We start from the raw sequence: 18742 nt of genomic DNA, 5'->3' as shown, positions 1-18742 counted from the left end.
GGAGGCGAATTCTACAGCGTTACACGCTGCTGTCAACACCTCTTTTTCAACTTCTTTCTGGCTTCGATGAACTGAAGCACCTGCTGCCGAAACCTACATAACTCATTGTTTACCAAGGAGTTTTCCGCTTCGACTGCGCCGGAAGTGGGGCGAATTATAGACATCTGAAATCTGCCGTCAACCGTTAATTTGGTTTTTCTATCAATTAGATAAAATTGATTAAAAAACCACCAATTCAGTTCCTTCTATATAGAAGAGAGGTATCAGATAACCCCAGCCTCTCTCAAAGCAGCCACATTCGCCTCCCCCAAACCAAGCACCTCACGCAACACCAGAGCCGTATGCTCACCCAGCAGCGGAGGCGCACTCCGATACTCCACCGGCGTCTTGGACAGCCGTATAGGGCTGGCCACTTGAGGCACCATCCCCGCCAACGCATGGGGCAACGCCATCGCCAAGCCACGCGCCTTGACCTGGGGATCGGCAAACACCTGCGCCAGATCATTGATCGGCCCACAAGGCACACCAACCTGCTCCAGCTGCTCCACCCATTCAGCCGTCGTCTTGAAGACCGTCGCCTGGCGAATCAATGGAATCAGCTCCGCACGATTGGCCACCCGCACTCTATTAGTAGAGAAGCGCGGATCATCCGCCCACTGTGGCTGCCCAGCCACTTCGGCAAACTTACGGAATTGCCCGTCATTACCTACGGTCAGGATGAAATCGCCGTCTGCCGTAGGAAAGTCTTGATACGGCACGATATTCGGATGCGCATTACCCAAGCGCTTCGGCGCTACGCCCGTCGTCAGGTAATTCATCGCCTGGTTAGCCAGACAGGCCACCTGCACATCCAATAGCGCCATATCGATATGCTGCCCCCCACCATCATGATCCCGATGCGCCAGCGCGGCCAGAATTGCCACAGTCGAATAGAGCCCCGTGAGGATGTCAGTCAACGCCACGCCAACCTTTACCGGCCCAGCGCCTTCATCACCCTCGGGGCGTCCAGTCAGGCTCATGAGCCCACCCAAGCCCTGGATCATGAAATCGTAGCCCGCACGCCCGGCATAAGGCCCTGTCTGGCCAAAGCCGGTGATCGAGCAGTAGATCAATTCTGGATTGATCTCCTTGAGCGACTCATAGTCCAGCCCATACGCCGCCAGACCACCAACCTTGAAGTTCTCGATCAGAATGTCGGACTTGGCCGCCAGGTCGCGCACCAGCTTCTGCCCCTCGGGTCGCGTGAAGTCGATGGTCACCGACTCTTTATTGCGGTTGGCCGACAAGTAGTACGCCGCCTCGCTGGTGTTCTCGCCATAGGCATCCTTGAGGAAGGGTGGCCCCCACGCCCGGGTGTCATCACCACTACCCGGTCGTTCGACCTTGATGACCTCAGCCCCAAGGTCCGCAAGAATCTGCCCGGACCAAGGCCCCGCCAGCACTCGCGATAAATCCAGTACCCGCAGATGCGAAAGCGCGCCCATGCCGTGCTCCTATTAATAGAACGCCTGAAGACCGGTTTGCGCACGCCCCAGAATCAACGCGTGCACGTCGTGAGTGCCTTCATAGGTGTTGACCACTTCCAGGTTGACCAGGTGACGGGCCACGCCAAACTCGTCGGAGATACCGTTGCCGCCCAACATATCCCGCGCCATCCGTGCGATATCCAAGGACTTGCCACAGGAGTTGCGCTTCATGATCGACGTGATTTCAACCGCCGCCGTCCCTTCATCCTTCATCCGCCCCAACCGCAGGCAGCCTTGCAAGGCCAAGGTGATCTCGGTCTGCATATCGGCCAGCTTCTTCTGAATCAATTGGGTCGCCGCCAATGGCCGACCAAACTGCTGGCGATCAAGGGTGTATTGGCGAGCGGTGTGCCAGCAAAACTCGGCTGCGCCCAACGCCCCCCAGGAGATGCCATAGCGCGCAGAGTTAAGGCAGGTGAAAGGCCCCTTCAGGCCGCGGACATCCGGGAAGATGTTCTCGTCTGGCACAAACACGTTATCCATGACGATTTCGCCGGTGATCGACGCACGCAGGCCTACCTTGCCGTGAATCGCCGGTGCACTCAGGCCTTTCCAGCCTTTCTCCAAAACAAACCCACGGATATCCCCCGCATCGTCCTTGCCCCAGACGACAAATACATCGGCAATCGGACTGTTGGTGATCCACATCTTGGCGCCCGTCAGGCTGTAGCCGCCGTCGACCTTACGCGCACGAGTAATCATCGCACCCGGGTCGGAACCGTGATCTGGCTCCGTCAGACCGAAACAACCGATCCACTCACCCGAGGCCAACTTCGGCAGATATTTTTGCTTCTGAGCCTCAGTGCCAAATTCATTGATCGGCACCATAACCAACGAAGACTGCACACTCATCATCGAGCGGTACCCAGAATCGACACGCTCCACCTCACGTGCGATCAACCCGTAGCAGACGTAGTTCAAGCCGCTGCCACCGTACTGCTCGGGAATCATCGCCCCCAGCAAGCCGGTCTCGCCCATCTCGCGAAAGATCGCCGGGTCGGTCTTTTCATGGCGGAAGGCTTCAAGCACCCGTGGCGCCAGCTTGTCCTGGGCGAATTGCTCAGCACTGTCGCGCACCATGCGCTCTTCTTCGGTGAGCTGTTGATCCAGCAACAGTGGATCGATCCAGTTGAAGCTTGCCTTGCCAGCCATGAATAAGTCCTCGCAAAGATAAATCAGAAGTCGTGCATGGAGCCTAGGCCGAGCGAACGAGGAGGGCAAACGAGGTTTCCGCATAGGGTTGTGCTAATTTCTCACTCCGAAACGCTCAAGAGCTGCGCCCATACGATTTACATGTGAGGACAAGGTACATGCGTAGAAAAATCCCCAGCACCACCGCCCTTGTCAGTTTTGAAGCGGCGGCCCGCCACGAGAGCTTTACCAAGGCGGCGCACGAGCTTTCGATCACCCAAGGTGCCATCTGCCGACAAATCGCCAGCCTTGAGGAGTTTTTAAGTGTCGAGCTGTTTCGGCGCTCACGGCGCGGGGTAAAGCTGACAGAGGCAGGGTTGTCCTACAGCCGTCGCGTAGCCACCCAACTCGATGCCGTGGAACGCGACACGTTGTCCGTGATGGGGCAGCAGGGCGCCAACGTCATCGAGTTGGCCGTGGTCCCGACATTCGGCACCCAATGGCTAATCCCCCGCCTCAAGGACTTTCAACACCAGCACCCGGAAGTCACGGTCAACCTCACGAACCGCACACGCCCGTTCCTGTTTGCCGACACCGACTTCGACGCCGCGATCTACTTCGGTGATGCCGATTGGTCCGGTACAGAATCCCACCGACTGATGGGAGAAAACCCTGTCCCAGTGTGCAGCCCACACTTCTTGGGCAACCGCACGCAATTCTCCCCTCAGGAGATCGCGCAGCTGCCATTGCTGCAGCAGACCACCCGACCCTACGCATGGCGCCAATGGTTCGACGCCCAGCAATTGAACGTGCCCCGCGACATGACAGGCCCGCGTTACGAGCTATTCTCGATGCTGTCCCAAGCCGCCATGCATGACATGGGCATCGCGCTGATCCCACCGTTCCTTATTCAACGCGAACTGGATGAGCGGCGACTGGTGATCGCAAGCCCTGAGGTACTGACCAGCGCGAAGGCCTATTACCTGATGATTCCTGACAGAAAAGTCGAATCCGCCTCGCTGCACGCGTTCAGGGACTGGCTGATCGATCAATCACAGCGCTATAGCCCCAGTATTTAAAGGCTGAAATGACATTGTTGACTTTGTAGTCAGACAAATTGCGATCCTACAGATATACGTATATGTCGCATTTAAGCAGACTGTACTTATCGGCTCAAAATACGGCGCAAAGCCATGATTCTCACGGCCTTCAGCGACGCTTACAGGTCAATGCGCGACTATTCACACCAGCAATGGAAAAACACCCGAGAAATGCCTACAGCCCTTTAAACCCATGTATTTGAAGAGGTTATTTCAGAGTGTTGCGACAATCAGTCACAGGGTGACTTGTAGTTAATTTTTCGTCACCCGTCATAATCCCTTGAAGGCCGTAAAGTTCGCCTGCAAAATGCCGCGCCCCGCTGTCATTTCAGCGGGATCGTGCTGATCGGCCGCCCCAGATGCGCCACTCACGGCGCACTGGCCTTTTTACAAAAAGATCAAAAGCAAAAAGATCATGCAGGAGATTTGACGTGCACATTGGTGTTCCTCTCGAAACCCAGACCGGTGAAACGCGGGTGGCTGCCACCCCGGAAACCATCAAGAAGCTGATCGGCCAGGGCCATAAGGTCACTGTTCAAAGCGGCGCCGGCATTAAAGCCAGCATCACGGACAGTGCCTATGAAGCGGCAGGCGCAACCATTGGCAGTGCCAACGATGCGTTTGGCGCCGAGCTGATTCTCAAGGTGGTAGCCCCCAGCGACAGCGAACTTGCGCTGATCAAAAGCGGCACCGTGTTGGTGGGCATGCTCAACCCGTTCAGCAACGAAACCATCGCCAAGCTCGCCGAGCGCGGTATCACCGCCTTTGCCCTCGAAGCTGCGCCGCGTACCTCGCGGGCCCAAAGCCTCGACGTGCTGTCCTCCCAGGCCAACATCGCCGGCTATAAAGCCGTGTTGCTCGCCGCTCATCATTATCCGCGCTTCATGCCGATGCTGATGACCGCCGCCGGTACCGTTAAGGCCGCGCGCGTGCTGATTCTCGGCGCGGGTGTTGCTGGCTTGCAGGCCATCGCGACGGCGAAACGTCTGGGTGCGGTGATCGAAGCGTCTGACGTGCGTCCGGCGGTGAAAGAGCAGATCGAGTCCCTCGGCGCCAAGTTCGTCGACGTGCCCTACGAGACCGATGAAGAACGCGAATGCGCCGTCGGCGTCGGTGGTTATGCGCGCCCCATGCCCACCAGCTGGATGCAGCGCCAGGCTCTGGCCGTGCATGAACGCGCCAAGCAAGCCGATATCGTCATCACCACGGCACTGATCCCGGGCCGCAAGGCACCGACCCTGCTCAGCGTCGAGACCGTCGCGCAGATGAAACCCGGCTCGGTGGTCATCGACCTCGCTGCCGCCCAAGGTGGCAACTGCCCGCTGACCGTCGCCGACCAGGTCGTGGTGGAAAACGGCGTGATCATCTGCGGCCCGACCAACCTCGCCGGTGCTGTCGCCGCCGATGCCTCGGCCTTGTACGCGCGCAACCTGCTGGACTTCCTGAAGCTGGTCTTCACCAAGGAAGGGCAGTTTGAAATCAACCTCGAAGACGACATCGTCGCCGCGTGCCTGATGTGCCGCGACGGCCAAGTCATCCGCAAAAACGCCTAAGCAGGGATTCAGACGATGGAAGAGCTTATCTCCCCCGGTATCTACAACCTGATCATCTTTGTGCTGGCGATTTATGTCGGTTACCACGTGGTCTGGAACGTGACGCCCGCGCTGCACACACCGCTGATGGCGGTGACCAACGCGATTTCCGCGATCGTGATCGTCGGCGCCATGCTGGCCGCCGCCCTCACCGTGACCCCGCTGGGCAAGACCATGGGCACCCTGGCCGTGGCGCTCGCGGCAGTGAACGTGTTCGGCGGCTTCCTGGTTACTCGTAGGATGCTTGAGATGTTCAAGAAGAAAGCGCCCAAAGCTAAAGAAGAGGTGCAGAAGTAATGAGCATGAATCTGGTAACGACGCTGTATCTGATCGCGTCGATCTGCTTCATCCAGGCCCTTAAAGGCCTGTCGCACCCGACCACGTCGCGTCGCGGCAACCTGTTCGGCATGCTCGGCATGGCGCTGGCGGTGCTCACCACCGTGGGCCTCATCTATAAGCTCGGTGCTGAACTCGCAACCGCCGGTATCGGCTACGTGATCGTCGGCCTGCTGGTCGGCGGCACCGCCGGTTCGATCATGGCCAAGCGCGTGGAAATGACCAAGATGCCGGAGCTGGTGGCGTTCATGCACAGCATGATCGGCCTGGCCGCGGTGTTTATCGCCATTGCCGCCGTGGTTGAGCCGCAATCCCTGGGTATCGTCAAACACCTCGGCGACTCGATCCCAGCCGGTAACCGCCTGGAACTGTTCCTCGGCGCGGCCATTGGTGCCATCACCTTCTCCGGTTCGGTGATCGCGTTCGGCAAGCTGTCGGGCAAGTACAAGTTCCGCCTGTTCCAGGGCGCACCGGTACAGTTTGGCGGCCAGCACAAGATCAACCTGGTGCTCGGCCTGCTGACCCTGGGCCTGGGCCTGGCGTTCATGTTCACCGGCAACCTCACCGCCTTCGCGCTGATGCTGGCCCTGGCCTTCGTGCTCGGTGTGCTGATCATCATCCCGATCGGCGGCGCCGATATGCCGGTGGTGGTGTCGATGCTCAACAGCTACTCCGGCTGGGCAGCGGCGGGTATCGGCTTCTCGCTGAACAACTCGATGCTGATCATCGCCGGCTCCCTGGTGGGCTCCAGCGGCGCGATCCTGTCGTACATCATGTGCAAGGCGATGAACCGCTCCTTCTTTAATGTACTGCTCGGCGGTTTCGGCAATGCGCCGGATGCGGGTGCCGCAGCCGGTTCCAAAGAAGCACGCCCGGTGAAGTCCGGCTCGGCCGACGACGCGACCTTCCTGCTGACCAACGCCGACACCGTAATCATCGTGCCGGGCTACGGCCTGGCGGTGGCGCGAGCGCAACACGCGCTCAAGGAACTGACCGAGAAACTGACCCACCGCGGCGTCACCGTGAAATACGCAATTCACCCAGTAGCTGGCCGCATGCCCGGCCACATGAACGTCCTGCTGGCCGAGGCCGAAGTGCCTTACGACCAGGTGTTCGAGATGGAAGACATCAACTCCGAGTTCGGCCAGGCCGACGTGGTGCTGGTGTTGGGCGCCAACGACGTGGTCAACCCGGCCGCCAAGAACGATCCCAACTCGCCGATCGCCGGCATGCCGATCCTCGAAGCGTTCAAAGCCAAGACCATCATCGTCAACAAGCGCTCGATGGCCAGCGGTTATGCCGGCCTGGATAACGAGCTGTTCTACCTGGACAAAACCATGATGGTCTTTGGTGATGCCAAGAAGGTCATCGAAGATATGGTCAAAGCCGTCGAGTAACACTGCCACAACGCAATACTCGAAACCCCGGCCTCTTGTAGGCTGGGGTTTTTTATTACTGCATGAAACCCGACCAAAGGCTCTAAATCGCTGCCCGGCATTCGACCATGGTAGCGGGCCGAATTTTTTTGAAATCACTAAACTGCGCACCTTGCTTCCGTAGCCTGAGATAAGAATCCATGTACCGTGATCGCATCCGCTTGCCTTCGTTGTTAGACAAGGTCATGAGCGCGGCAGACGCCGCCGCACTGATCGAAGACGGCATGACCGTCGGCATGAGCGGCTTCACCCGCGCCGGTGAAGCCAAGGCCGTGCCCCACGCCCTGGCCGAGCGCGCCAAGACGTCGCCGCTGAAAATCACCCTGATGACCGGCGCCAGCCTGGGCAACGACCTGGACAAGCAACTGACCGAAGCCGGCGTGCTGTCCCGTCGCATGCCGTTCCAGGTCGACAGCACCCTGCGCAAGGCGATCAACGCGGGCGAAGTGATGTTTATCGACCAGCACTTGTCGGAAACCGTCGAGCAACTGCGCAACAACCAGCTCAAGCTGCCGGACATTGCGGTCATCGAAGCCGTCGCGATCACCGAGCAAGGCCACATCGTGCCGACCACCTCCGTGGGCAACTCGGCCAGCTTCGCGATTTTCGCCAAACAAGTGATCGTCGAGATCAACATGGCGCACAACCCGAACCTGGAAGGGCTGCACGACATCTATATCCCGACCTATCGGCCAACCCGCACGCCGATTCCGCTGGTGAAGGTGGATGACCGCATCGGCAGCACCGCGATCCCGATCCCGCCGGAGAAAATCGTCGGCATCGTCATCACCAACCAAGCCGACTCTGCCTCTACCGTGACGCCGCCTGACAGCGACACCCAAGGCATCGCCAATCACCTGATCAACTTCCTCAAGCAGGAAGTGGACGCCGGGCGCATGACCAACAAGCTTGGCCCGCTGCAGGCCGGGATCGGCAACATCGCCAACGCGGTGATGTGCGGCTTGATCGACTCACCGTTCGAAGACCTGACCATGTACTCGGAAGTGCTACAGGATTCGACGTTCGACCTGATCGACGCCGGCAAGCTGAGCTTCGCCTCGGGCAGTTCGATCACCTTGTCGGAGCGCCGCAATGCTGACGTGTTCGGCAACCTGGAACACTACAAGGACAAGCTGGTACTGCGCCCGCAAGAGATCTCCAACCACCCGGAAGTAGTACGGCGCCTGGGCATTATCGGGATCAACACGGCGCTGGAGTTCGATATCTACGGCAACGTCAACTCCACCCACGTGTGTGGCACGCGGATGATGAACGGCATCGGCGGCTCCGGCGACTTCGCGCGCAATGCGCACCTGGCGATCTTCGTGACCAAGTCGATCGCCAAGGGCGGCGCGATTTCGAGCGTGGTGCCGATGGTCAGCCATGTGGACCACACCGAGCATGACGTCGATATCCTCGTGACCGAAGTCGGCCTGGCAGATTTGCGCGGCCTGGCGCCACGCGAACGCGCGCGGGTGATCATCGATAACTGTGTACACCCGGCATACCGCGATGCGTTGAACACCTATTTCGACAGGGCCTGCGCCATCGGCGGGCACACCCCGCACATCCTGCGGGAAGCCCTGAGCTGGCACATCAACCTGGAAGAAACCGGGCATATGCTCAAGGCGTAATTGATACAGATCCGGGCTGATGCAAATACAGTTTCATCAGCCCGGCGTTGTCACCGTCACTTCTGTCAAAAACTGTACTGCTGTACCGGTCATTTCCTACCGAAATATCCCACACACCCTGCCGAAAATGCCTATTTAGCACCATTTCAGTGCGGACAGGTACAGTTGCCCCATTTCAGTACAGTACAGCCCCCTTAAACAGTTAACTGGCCCCTCACAATACAGGTGAACTGTATCTAGAGAGTCTTGCGCAGGAGGAGGATCATTGGCATCAGTTAAACCACTACCTAATCCCGCCACAAGCGGAAGGATGTCATCATGGAACGTACACTCAGTTCCGAACTGTTCTTCGAAGAAAAAGCTGTAAACACCCAGGCTTCCCTGCCTCTGCGCGTTATCGCCAACCTGATGTTGTGGCAGCGCCGCATCTCCAGCCGCCACCAACTGGCTCGCCTGGATTCGCGTCTGCTGGCTGACGCTGGTATCAGCGAAGCTCAACGCTACGAAGAGCTGAGCAAGCCGTTCTGGCGCTAATTTAGCGCTCGCTGGCCCTGACCTGCCGGGTCCACCGCCAGCAACCTGATTTGTCAAAACAAAGCCCGCCCCGGGAGACCGGAGGCGGGCTTTGTTGTTTCCGGGATTTGGCTGCTCGGCGGTAAAAACAGTAGCCCTGCGCACAGAGCGGTACAGTTTAAAAAATCAAACAGTTAAGCAGTACAATTTAGCATTGGTGTATCTGTATCGGTCACAGCGACTCGCCCAACATGGTGTTCCAGGACCTCATGAAAGAAAGGCGCCAACCATGGATACCTACACTTCTGTCTATAAACGCTTGCTCTCCACCCTTGCCAAATGGGCACGCCAAGCCCACGAACGGCGCCAGTTGGCGCAGCTTGATCATCGTGAACTGTCTGACCTCGGTATCAGCCCCGCTGATCGGATGACCGAGCTGGCCAAGCCGTTCTGGCGTGACTAGACGGTCAAGAGGCTTTCCGAACGGATAAGCGGCGGCTTAATATCCAGCCACTACGTGGCGAACCTTGTCGTACGGGCGTCTGATCCACATTGGCTGCCTTGCGCCACCTTATCCGTTCATCTACAGGAGTTACCCCATGTCCCGTCTTCGTCTGCTGAGTGCTGCCGCCCTGCTGGCAATCGCTGCCAACGCCAACGCAACCAGCCTGATCGTGACCACTGACTCGATCGTCGGCGCGCTCAAAGCCACCTCCGACGCCACCTCCGATGCCACTTCGTCCCTGCGCGACAACAAGGTCGTGCGCGCCGCCCGTGACGACGCCGCCAGCTTCGTCGCCAGCGAAGGCGCGATCCGTGGTGTGAAACTGGAAAGCGCCCTGGCCCAGATTCGCCAACAAGCGCCGCAACTGAACACCGCGACTGACGCCCAACTGGCCCAAGCCATCCTGGCCATCTAACTACCGGCCGCATGCCTCGGCGCTGGCTCTCGCCGGGGCATTGCGCTAGCCTTGGCGCTCGTTTTCAGTTGTCGAGTCCCATGGCTTTTTCATACCGCCTGTTCATCGCCCCTTTAGTATTTTCCGCCTGTTGGTCGCCACTGGCTTCGGCCTTTGACGTGACCACCCAGGGTACCGTCGCTAGCGCGTACGCCACCAGCAAGGTGACCTCCGCGCCATTCGATAGAAAAATCGTGGCCGCCAGGGATGACGCCGCTGCGTTCATCGCCACTGACGGCCAATGGCGCGGAGCACGCCTGGAATCCGCACTGGATGACTTGCGCCGCAGCCACCCGAAACTTAACGCCAGCGACCGTGAACTGGCGCAAGCAATTCTCGTCCAATAATCATCTTTGTATTTCCATCTTTGTAATCGGAGTTATTCCATGCGTAGCCCGCTGATCGCCGCCACCCTAGGCCTGCTGTTGTTGGCCGACGTTGCCCAGGCGCATACCTTGGTGGCCACCAGTAACATCATTGTTCGCGCCTCCGGCCGCACCATTGATTTCACCTCGGACACTACCACCTCCATCCGCGACTCGAAAATCGTCCGCGAAGCCCACGACGACGCCGCCAGCTTCGTCGCCAGCAACGGCGAGATCCGTGGCGCACAACTCGAAGCCGCCTTTGACACCCTGCGTACCCGCGTGCCCGAAGCCCGCGACGCCAGCGATCAGACCCTCGCCGAAGCTATCCTCGCTCTGTGAGGCGCCTCACCGCCTGGCTCCTGGCGTGGACTGTCCTGCTCAGTGCAGGCGCAGCCCAGGCCAGCCTGCAACTGCGGCTCAAGACCGACGGCTTGAGCCCGGCGCAGCAGCAAGCCAGCCAGGCCTTGCTCGACGAGGCGATGCGAGCACTGCCGCCACGCTTTATCGAGCAGCTTGACCGGCGTATCGATGTCGGCTGGACCGACAAGATGCCGGAGAATGCCTACGGCCAAGCCTCCCTGGTGTCCGAGCTGGACCTCAACAGCAACCTGCTCGCCAGCCTCACCGACGGCAGCGCCGCCACCCAGAAAACCAACCGACCCCACGGCACCGTGCGCCGGGAAATGCTCGCCACCGTGCTGCATGAACTGACCCACATCTATGACCGTGCACGCCTGTGGTCCAAAAACGACCGTGCGCTGATCAACCGGTGCAGCCGCCAGAACAACCTCACCGGCCTGATCGGCCTGCCCGACCAATGCCGTGGCCAGAATGGCCGGCGCTTCACCCTTAGCGACGACCCGCGCCTGCTGGACCTCGCCGGCTGGCCGCAATACGTCGGCCGTCGCGGTGAGCGCGAACAACACAACCGCCAGGTCGCCCGCAGCCCGGACATCTACGAAACCACCAGCCCGCTGGAATTCGTCGCGGTCAACATGGAGTACTTCCTCCTCGACCCCAGCTACGCCTGCCGCCGCCCGGCGCTGTTCCGCTATTACCAGGAACACTTCGGCTGGGCACCACCGCAACAAGACGCCTGCGCCAAGACCTACGCCTTCCTGAACGCCGGCAACGACTTCGCCAAGACGCCCCTCGGCCAGATCGACCCGGAACGGGTCTACGAGATCGACTACTTGCTGGCCGAAGCCAACCAGAACCTGGTCAGCCGCTGGGGCCACAGCATGTTGCGCCTGGTGATCTGCGCGCCCGGCCGCCCACGCGGGCCGGATTGCCGGCTGGACCTGGACCAGCACCTGGTGTTGTCCTACCGCGCTTTTGTCGGTGACGTACAACTGTCGAGCTGGGATGGCCTGGTCGGCAAATACCCGTCACGGCTGTTCGTGCTGCCGCTGGCCCAGGTGATCGACGAATACACCAAGACCGAACTGCGCGGCCTGGCCTCGGTGCCGCTGAAACTGTCACGCCAGGAAATCAACGACACCGTCGAGCACGCCGCCGAGATGCACTGGAGCTACGACGGCAACTACTTCTTCATCTCCAATAATTGCGCAGTCGAAAGCCTGAAACTGTTGCGCAGCGGCAGCGCCAACCCGCAACTGACCGGCCTGGACAACATCACCCCCAACGGCTTGCTCGAAGTATTGAGCGCCCGTGGCCTGGCCGACACCAGCGTGCTTGACGACAAACGCAACGCCCTGCGCCTGGGTTACCACTTCGACTCGTTCCGCGAGCGCTACCAGGCGATGTTCGACGTCTTGCGCAAACACCTGCCGATCAAGCAGACCCAGGTCGAAGACTGGCTGTCCCTCAGCGCCGCCGAGCGCCGCCCCTGGTTCGACAAGGCCGACCTGCGCACCAGCGCCGCGCTGTTGCTGCTGGAACAGGCGAGCTACCGCAAACAACTGATGCTCGCCCAGGACGAAGTCAAACAACGCTACCTGGGCGCCCGCGAGCTGAAAAACGGCGGCATGGAGAAGGCCAACAACACCTTGCAACAAATCCTCGCCAACAGCGGCTTCCTCAGCCGCCCGGCAGAACTGCTCGGCAGCGGCGGCTACGGCCTGCCGCAACCGTCGGAAGCCAAACGCCTGGAATCGGAAAGCGCCGAACGCCAGAAACAGCTGCAATCGCTGACCGGCGACCTGGATAAAGAGGTGAGGGCGCTGCTGGATCCGGCCCGGGCTGATGAGATTGCGGCGTGTGAGGCCAACCTCAAGCAGGTGGGTGAGCATCTAAGGGCCTTGCACAAAGCCGCCGGCGGCCTCGAACTCCCCTAAGAACTCTCTGCAAACACACCTCGAATGTGGAAGCTGGCTTGTGTGGGAGCTGGCTTGCCTGCGATAGCGGTGGATCAATGCCACATGTGCTGGCTGACACACCGCCATCGCAGGCAAGCCAGCTCCCACATTGGATCTCCACAAATCTGACGACCGGGTGTCTTCCCACCTACACCTGTTTTCCCAGCGAAAGCTAGCTGAAAGCTTTCCCGTCTAGGATCGCCTCCAACTGCCGGCACCAGACCGGCTGTACACAACAACAATGGTGATTCCCGATGTCCGTCCGTACCCGCCTGTTCGCTCCAACTCCCCCCGTACGCCTCGTGCCTTTCGTTCTGCGCTGAGCCCCACCCGGTTCGCCATTCCCTAGCCGCGCTACGCCTGGAGTATTCCTATGCTGACTTTCCTTGGCTTTGCCATGGTCATCACGTTCATGTTCCTCATCATGACCAAGCGCCTGTCTGCGCTGATCGCCTTGATCATCGTGCCGATCCTGTTCGCGCTGTTCGGCGGTTTCGCGCCGGACATCGGCCCGATGATGCTTGCGGGCATCACCAAGCTGGCGCCAACCGGCGTGATGCTGATGTTCGCCATTCTCTACTTTGCCCTGATGATCGACTCCGGCCTGTTCGACCCGGCCGTGCGCAAGATCCTCAAGATGGTCAAGGGCGACCCGCTCAAGGTTTCGGTCGGCACCGCCGTGCTGGCTCTGGTCGTGTCCCTCGACGGTGACGGCGCCACCACCTACATGATCTGCGTGGCCGCCATGCTGCCGCTGTACCAGCGCATCGGCATGAGCCCGCGGATCATGGCCGGCCTGATCATCCTCGCCGGTGGCGTGATGAACATGACGCCTTGGGGTGGCCCGACCGCCCGTGCCGCCAGTGCGCTGCATGTGGACCCCTCGGACATTTTCGTGCCGATGATCCCGGCGATGGCCGCCGGCGTCGTCGCGATCCTGGTGATTGCCTACATGTACGGCCTGCGCGAACGTGCACGCCTGGGTGAATTGCACCTGCAAGGCGACGAAATCGACCACAGCGAAATCAGCGTGTCGCAATTCCCGGACGCCCGTCGTCCGAAGCTGATCTGGTTCAACGGCGCCCTGACCTTGGCCCTGATGTGCACGCTGATCGCCGGCCTGCTGCCACTTCCAGTGCTGTTCATGGTGGCGTTCAGTATCGCGATGATCGTCAACTACCCGTGCCTGCAAATGCAGAAAGACCGCGTCGCCGCCCACTCCGGCAGCGTATTGGCGGTAGTCGGGCTGATCTTCGCCGCGGGTATCTTCACCGGCATCCTGTCGGGCACCGGCATGGTCGATGCGATGTCCAAGAGCCTGCTGGCCGTCATCCCTGACGCGCTGGGCCCATACCTGGCCGTAATCACCGCGCTGGTGAGCATGCCGTTCACGTTCTTCATGTCCAACGACGCGTTCTACTACGGCGTACTGCCCGTCCTCGCCGAAGCCGCCAGCCACTACGGCATCACTGCCGCAGAAATGGGCCGTGCGTCGATCGTCGGGCAACCTGTGCACCTGTTGAGCCCGCTGGTACCTTCCACTTACCTGCTGGTCGCGTTGGCGGGTATCGAATTTGGCGATCACCAGCGCTTCACCCTCAAGTGGGCAGTGCTGGTATGCCTGTGCATAATGGTCGCCGCTTTGCTGATGGGGATTATTCCGCTGTTCAGCACTCTATAATCGTACCAACTCAACCGCGCGGCGCTGCAGCTTGCGCGGTTTAACACTTGCTCAAAGGAATACACATGGAATGGCTGACCAATCCAGAGATCTGGATTGCCTTCTTCACCCTGACGGCCCTCGAGATCGTCCTGGGCATCGATAACATCATCATGATTTCGATCCTGGTCAGCCGCATGCCCAAGCATATGCAGGCACGCACCCGGATCTTCGGCCTGGCCCTGGCCATGGTCACGCGAATCCTGTTGCTGCTGTCGATCACCTGGGTCATGCAACTGACCGCCGACCTGTTCGTGGTCTTCGGCCAAGGCATTTCCGGGCGTGACCTGATCCTGTTCTTCGGTGGCCTGTTCCTGCTGTGGAAAAGCTCCCAGGAGATGTACCACGCACTGGAAGGCGAAGACGAAACCCACGAAGAACCGGGCGGCAAGGGTGGCAAGTTCATCTACACCATCATCCAGATCGCGATCATCGACATCGTGTTCTCCCTGGACTCCGTGATCACCGCCGTCGGCATGGTTTCCCATGTACCGGTCATGGTCGCTGCGATTGTCGTGGCGGTACTGGTGATGATGTTGGCCGCCGGCACCATCAGCGAATTCATCGACAAGCACCCGTCGCTGAAGATGCTCGCGCTGTCGTTCCTGCTGGTCGTGGGTACCGTGCTGATCGCCGAGTCGTTCGATGTGCACGTGCCAAAAGGCTACGTCTACTTCGCCATGGCGTTCTCGCTGGCGGTAGAAGCGGTGAACATCAAGATGCGCACCGCCATCGCGAAAAAGAAGAAACAGCAGGATCCGGTGAAACTGCGCAAAGATATTCCGGGTCAATAAACCCGAGCCAGTCAAAAAGGGGCTTTTCAAGCCCCTTTTTCACGTCTGCAGAAAGCTGATTTCATGACAGTTTTGTTTCAATCACCCTTTCAGCTATGCAATGCTGGCGCGCACGCCATTCGCCAACTACAGCTTAAGTACAAGACGTAGAGCGGCACGCGGCAACTTTCCTACGCTTCTCTTGAAGCGAACCCACACGGGGGGCCGAGCATGCTGACCTTGCTCAATCTGCTTTCCGCCGTGACCCTGCTGATCTGGGGCACGCATATCGTCCGTACCGGCATCTTGCGGGTCTACGGCTCCAACCTGCGCCACGTCATCGGGCAGAACATGTCCAAGCGCTGGCTGGCCTTTGTCGCCGGCATCCTGGTGACCGCCATGGTGCAGAGCAGCAACGCCACGGCCATGCTGGTGACGTCGTTTGTCGGTCAAGGCCTGATGGGGCTGATGCCCGCCCTGGCGACCATGCTCGGCGCCGACGTCGGTACCGCGCTGATGGCGCGGGTGCTGACCTTTGACTTGTCCTGGCTGTCGCCGCTGCTGATCTTCCTCGGGGTGATTTTCTTCCTCTCGCGCAAACAGACGCGGGCCGGGCAGATGGGCCGCGTCGGCATCGGCCTGGGCCTGATCGTGCTGGCCCTGCAATTGATCGTAGAGGCCGCCGGGCCGATTACCCACGCCCAAGGCGTCAAAGTCATCTTCGCCTCGCTGACCGGCGACATCCTGCTGGATGCCTTGGTCGGCGCCTTGTTCGCGATGATTTCCTACTCCAGCCTGGCTGCCGTCCTACTCACCGCCACCCTGGCCGGCGCCGGTGTGATCGGCTTGCATGTGGCCATCGGCCTGGTGATCGGCGCCAACATTGGCAGCGGCGTGCTGGCCTTCCTCAGCACCAGCATGCAAAACGCCGCCGGCCGCCAGGTGGCGCTGGGCAGCCTGCTGTACAAGTTGATCGGCCTGCTGCTGATCATCCCGGTGCTCGACCCGCTCGTACGCTGGATGGATGGTTTGGACTACGGCATGCAGGGCATGGTCATCACCTTCCACCTGCTCTACAACGTCAGCCGTTGCCTGATCCTGTTGCCAACCATCGGCCCGATGGCGCGCCTGTGTGCCTGGTTGCTGCCCGAGCGCGAAGAACTCAACGGCAAGGCCAAACCCCGTCACCTGGACCTGACAGCGCTGACCACGCCAAGCCTGGCACTGGCCAACGCCGCCCGCGAGACCCTGCGCCTGGGTGACCTGATCGACAACATGCTGACCTCGATGCAGGAAGTGCTGCGCGGCAAGCAAACCGCCATCACCCAGGCCATGCGCAGCCTCAGCGATGACGTCGAAGCGCTGTACAGCGCGATCAAACTCTACCTGGCGCAAATGCCCCGCGAAGACCTCAGCGAGCAAGACAGCCGACGCTGGGCCGAGATCATCGAGCTGTCGATCAACCTCAAGCTGGCCGGTGACCTGATCGAACGCATGCTGCGTAAAGTCCAACAACAGAAAACCTCCCAGCGCCGCCAGTTCTCCGAGGTCGGCCTGGAAGAACTGTCCGACCTCCACAGCCAGTTGATTGCCAACCTGCGCCTGGGCCTGTCGGTGTTTCTCAGCGCCGACCCGGAAAGCGCCCGCCAACTGCTGCGCGAGAAGCGCCGTTTTCGCGCCCAGGAACGGCGCCTGGCCCACGCCCACGTCAGCCGTTTACAGCGCAAGATCGTACAGAGCCTGGAGACCAGTTCCCTGCATCTAGAACTGATTGCCGACATGAAACGTCTCAACTCGTTGTTTTGCAGCAGTGCCTATGTAGTGTTGGAAACGTCCGACACCGGCGCACTCTCCGCCGAAGATATTGCCGACATCACACATTCGCCCTGAACGTACGATGGCCCGTGAAGTCAGTTAACACTGACCTCACTCGCCAGGAAGCCAGTTATGCGTCGCCTGTTATTCATCTGCCTGCTCATGGGTTCTGCCCACGCCTTTGCCTTTGACCGCCTGCAAGTCGAGGGCTACACCTTGCCCAACGGCCTGCAATTGCTGCTCAAGCCGGGCACCGAGCGCGGGCATGTGGCGATCCGCCTGGTGGTCGGCGTCGGCCTGGATGACTTCGCCTGCGCAGACAAGGAACTGCCGCACCTGCTCGAACACTTGCTGTTCAGCGGCATCGACGGCGGCGGCGAAGGCGACCTGGAAGACCGCATGCAAGCCCTGGGCGGCGAGTGGAACGCCTACACCAGCAATGCCGACACCACCTTCGTGATCGAGGCGCCGGCGCAAAACCAGCGCAAGGTGCTCGACCTGCTGCTGGCGATCATCACCCGCACCGAACTGACCGAAGCCAATATCAACGCGGCCAAGCAAGTGGTGGAGCGTGAGGACGGCGGCCATTACTCCCACCTGCAACGCCTGCTCGACCGCCAGGACCTTGGCCACACCGCCAGCAATCAACTCGCCGTCGAACTGGGGCTCAAATGCGCCGAACGTGCTGAAGTCGGCCAGTTGACCCGTGACCAGTTGGAGGACCTGCGCAAACACTGGTACGCCCCCAACAACATGACCCTGATCATCGTCGGCGATCTCGACAAACTCCTGCCGGCCTACCTGGAACGCACCTACGGCCAGCTCGACCCGGTCGATCCCAGCGAACACCGTGAACTGCCGCAAATCCAGCACGCCGCCGCCAGCCAGCGCGAACTGATCCACGGCTGGGTTGGTGACAGCGCCAAGCTGCACTGGCTGTTCCCCGAACCGCTGCTGGACGACCAGCACGATGAAACCTACGACCTGCTCAAGGACTACCTCGACTGGGCGCTCTACCGCGAAATGCGCCTCAAGCACGGCCTGTCCTACGGCCCATGGAGTGAACGGGAAGTACTCGGCGGCGTCGGTTTCCTCAGCGTCAATGCCGACCTGGAGCGGGAAAATCTCCCCGAAGCCGAGCAAGTGCTGAAAAACCTACAGGCGCAACTGCTCAAGGACGGCCTCGACCCGGTCGTTTTCGCACGTCTGCAACAAGCCGCCATCGCCCGCCAGGCCTGGGCCGTGCAAGGCAACAGCGCCCTGGCCGATTACTACTGGGCCGCCTCGGGCGACTACAACAACGGCCACTTCAGCGACCCGGCCAAACGCATCAAGGCGGTCAGCCTGGACCAGACCAACCAGGCCATGCGCCAAGTGTTCAAGCAGCCGGGCTACTGGCGCATCGAGAAACCGCTGCTGAGCTACGACAGCCTGAGCTGGATCGGCGCCGGTGTACTCGGGTTGATTGCGATTGTGTTGATCGGCGTGCGGGTTTATCGCAAACGGATCGCGTAATCAGCC

Annotated in this window: 17 protein-coding genes; 15 read left to right on the top strand and 2 right to left on the bottom strand. The window is 60.2% G+C overall.

All coding sequences use genetic code 11. The annotated features are described in order from the left end of the window. Window positions 1–263: 263 nt before the first annotated feature. Together J1G37_RS23785 and J1G37_RS23780 are read right to left on the bottom strand one after the other, a co-directional pair. Complete coding sequence (locus J1G37_RS23785) at window positions 264–1484, bottom strand: CaiB/BaiF CoA-transferase family protein (protein ID WP_207045700.1); 1221 nt, start codon at window positions 1482–1484, stop codon at window positions 264–266. 12 nt (window positions 1485–1496) lie between these two features. Beyond that, window positions 1497–2678, bottom strand: coding sequence for an acyl-CoA dehydrogenase (locus J1G37_RS23780; RefSeq protein ID WP_207045697.1), 1182 nt, complete (start codon window positions 2676–2678; stop codon window positions 1497–1499). A gap of 158 nt (window positions 2679–2836) precedes the next feature. Between J1G37_RS23780 and J1G37_RS23775 the strand changes: the two genes are divergently transcribed. The 15 genes from J1G37_RS23775 to J1G37_RS23705 all read left to right on the top strand — a co-directional run bounded on the left by J1G37_RS23775 (window position 2837) and on the right by J1G37_RS23705 (window position 18736). Beyond that, window positions 2837–3736, top strand: a complete 900-nt coding sequence (locus J1G37_RS23775; protein ID WP_207045696.1) for a LysR family transcriptional regulator — start codon at window positions 2837–2839, stop codon at window positions 3734–3736. Window positions 3737–4188: 452 nt separating this feature from the next. After that, window positions 4189–5310 (top strand): Re/Si-specific NAD(P)(+) transhydrogenase subunit alpha, encoded by a 1122-nt coding sequence (locus J1G37_RS23770; protein WP_207045695.1) that lies wholly within the window; start codon window positions 4189–4191, stop codon window positions 5308–5310. 15 nt (window positions 5311–5325) lie between these two features. Continuing rightward, window positions 5326–5646, top strand: a complete 321-nt coding sequence (locus J1G37_RS23765; protein ID WP_003233786.1) for an NAD(P) transhydrogenase subunit alpha — start codon at window positions 5326–5328, stop codon at window positions 5644–5646. After that, window positions 5646–7082: an NAD(P)(+) transhydrogenase (Re/Si-specific) subunit beta gene (locus J1G37_RS23760; RefSeq protein WP_207045694.1), complete on the top strand. Its 1437-nt coding sequence runs from the start codon at window positions 5646–5648 to the stop codon at window positions 7080–7082. Before J1G37_RS23765 ends, J1G37_RS23760 begins: the two co-directional genes overlap by 1 nt. A 179-nt stretch (window positions 7083–7261) precedes the next feature. After that, entirely contained in the window at window positions 7262–8755 is a 1494-nt protein-coding gene (locus J1G37_RS23755; protein WP_207045693.1) for an acetyl-CoA hydrolase/transferase family protein, read from the top strand. A 318-nt stretch (window positions 8756–9073) separates the two neighbouring features. Further along, window positions 9074–9289, top strand: coding sequence for a DUF1127 domain-containing protein (locus J1G37_RS23750; protein ID WP_012721550.1), 216 nt, complete (start codon window positions 9074–9076; stop codon window positions 9287–9289). 268 nt (window positions 9290–9557) lie between these two features. Then, window positions 9558–9731, top strand: coding sequence for a DUF1127 domain-containing protein (locus J1G37_RS23745; protein ID WP_207045692.1), 174 nt, complete (start codon window positions 9558–9560; stop codon window positions 9729–9731). A 136-nt stretch (window positions 9732–9867) separates the two neighbouring features. Beyond that, window positions 9868–10188, top strand: coding sequence for a DUF2388 domain-containing protein (locus J1G37_RS23740; RefSeq protein WP_124527107.1), 321 nt, complete (start codon window positions 9868–9870; stop codon window positions 10186–10188). 80 nt (window positions 10189–10268) lie between these two features. Then, the gene (locus J1G37_RS23735) at window positions 10269–10574 is read left to right on the top strand and encodes a DUF2388 domain-containing protein (RefSeq protein ID WP_017736005.1); all 306 of its coding nucleotides are present in this window, start codon (window positions 10269–10271) and stop codon (window positions 10572–10574) included. Between the two features lie 39 nt (window positions 10575–10613). Further along, complete coding sequence (locus tag J1G37_RS23730; RefSeq protein ID WP_192298225.1) at window positions 10614–10934, top strand: DUF2388 domain-containing protein; 321 nt, start codon at window positions 10614–10616, stop codon at window positions 10932–10934. Further along, a complete protein-coding gene (locus J1G37_RS23725) occupies window positions 10931–12892 on the top strand; it encodes a DUF4105 domain-containing protein (RefSeq protein WP_207045690.1) in 1962 nt (653 codons plus the stop codon). Before J1G37_RS23730 ends, J1G37_RS23725 begins: the two co-directional genes overlap by 4 nt. A gap of 394 nt (window positions 12893–13286) precedes the next feature. Continuing rightward, window positions 13287–14594 carry a CitMHS family transporter gene (locus tag J1G37_RS23720; RefSeq protein ID WP_207045688.1) on the top strand — a complete coding sequence of 436 codons (1308 nt, stop codon included), beginning with the start codon at window positions 13287–13289 and terminating at the stop codon, window positions 14592–14594. Window positions 14595–14659: 65 nt separating this feature from the next. Further along, entirely contained in the window at window positions 14660–15427 is a 768-nt protein-coding gene (locus tag J1G37_RS23715; RefSeq protein ID WP_017734669.1) for a TerC family protein, read from the top strand. 210 nt (window positions 15428–15637) lie between these two features. Then, entirely contained in the window at window positions 15638–17296 is a 1659-nt protein-coding gene (locus J1G37_RS23710; RefSeq protein WP_207045686.1) for a Na/Pi cotransporter family protein, read from the top strand. Window positions 17297–17353: 57 nt separating this feature from the next. After that, window positions 17354–18736 carry a pitrilysin family protein gene (locus tag J1G37_RS23705; protein ID WP_207045684.1) on the top strand — a complete coding sequence of 461 codons (1383 nt, stop codon included), beginning with the start codon at window positions 17354–17356 and terminating at the stop codon, window positions 18734–18736. Window positions 18737–18742: the final 6 nt, after the last annotated feature.

It is taken from the genome of Pseudomonas sp. Marseille-Q1929 (assembly GCF_017316265.1).
GTDB lineage: Bacteria > Pseudomonadota > Gammaproteobacteria > Pseudomonadales > Pseudomonadaceae > Aquipseudomonas.
This window is presented reverse-complemented; position numbering and strand designations above follow the sequence as displayed.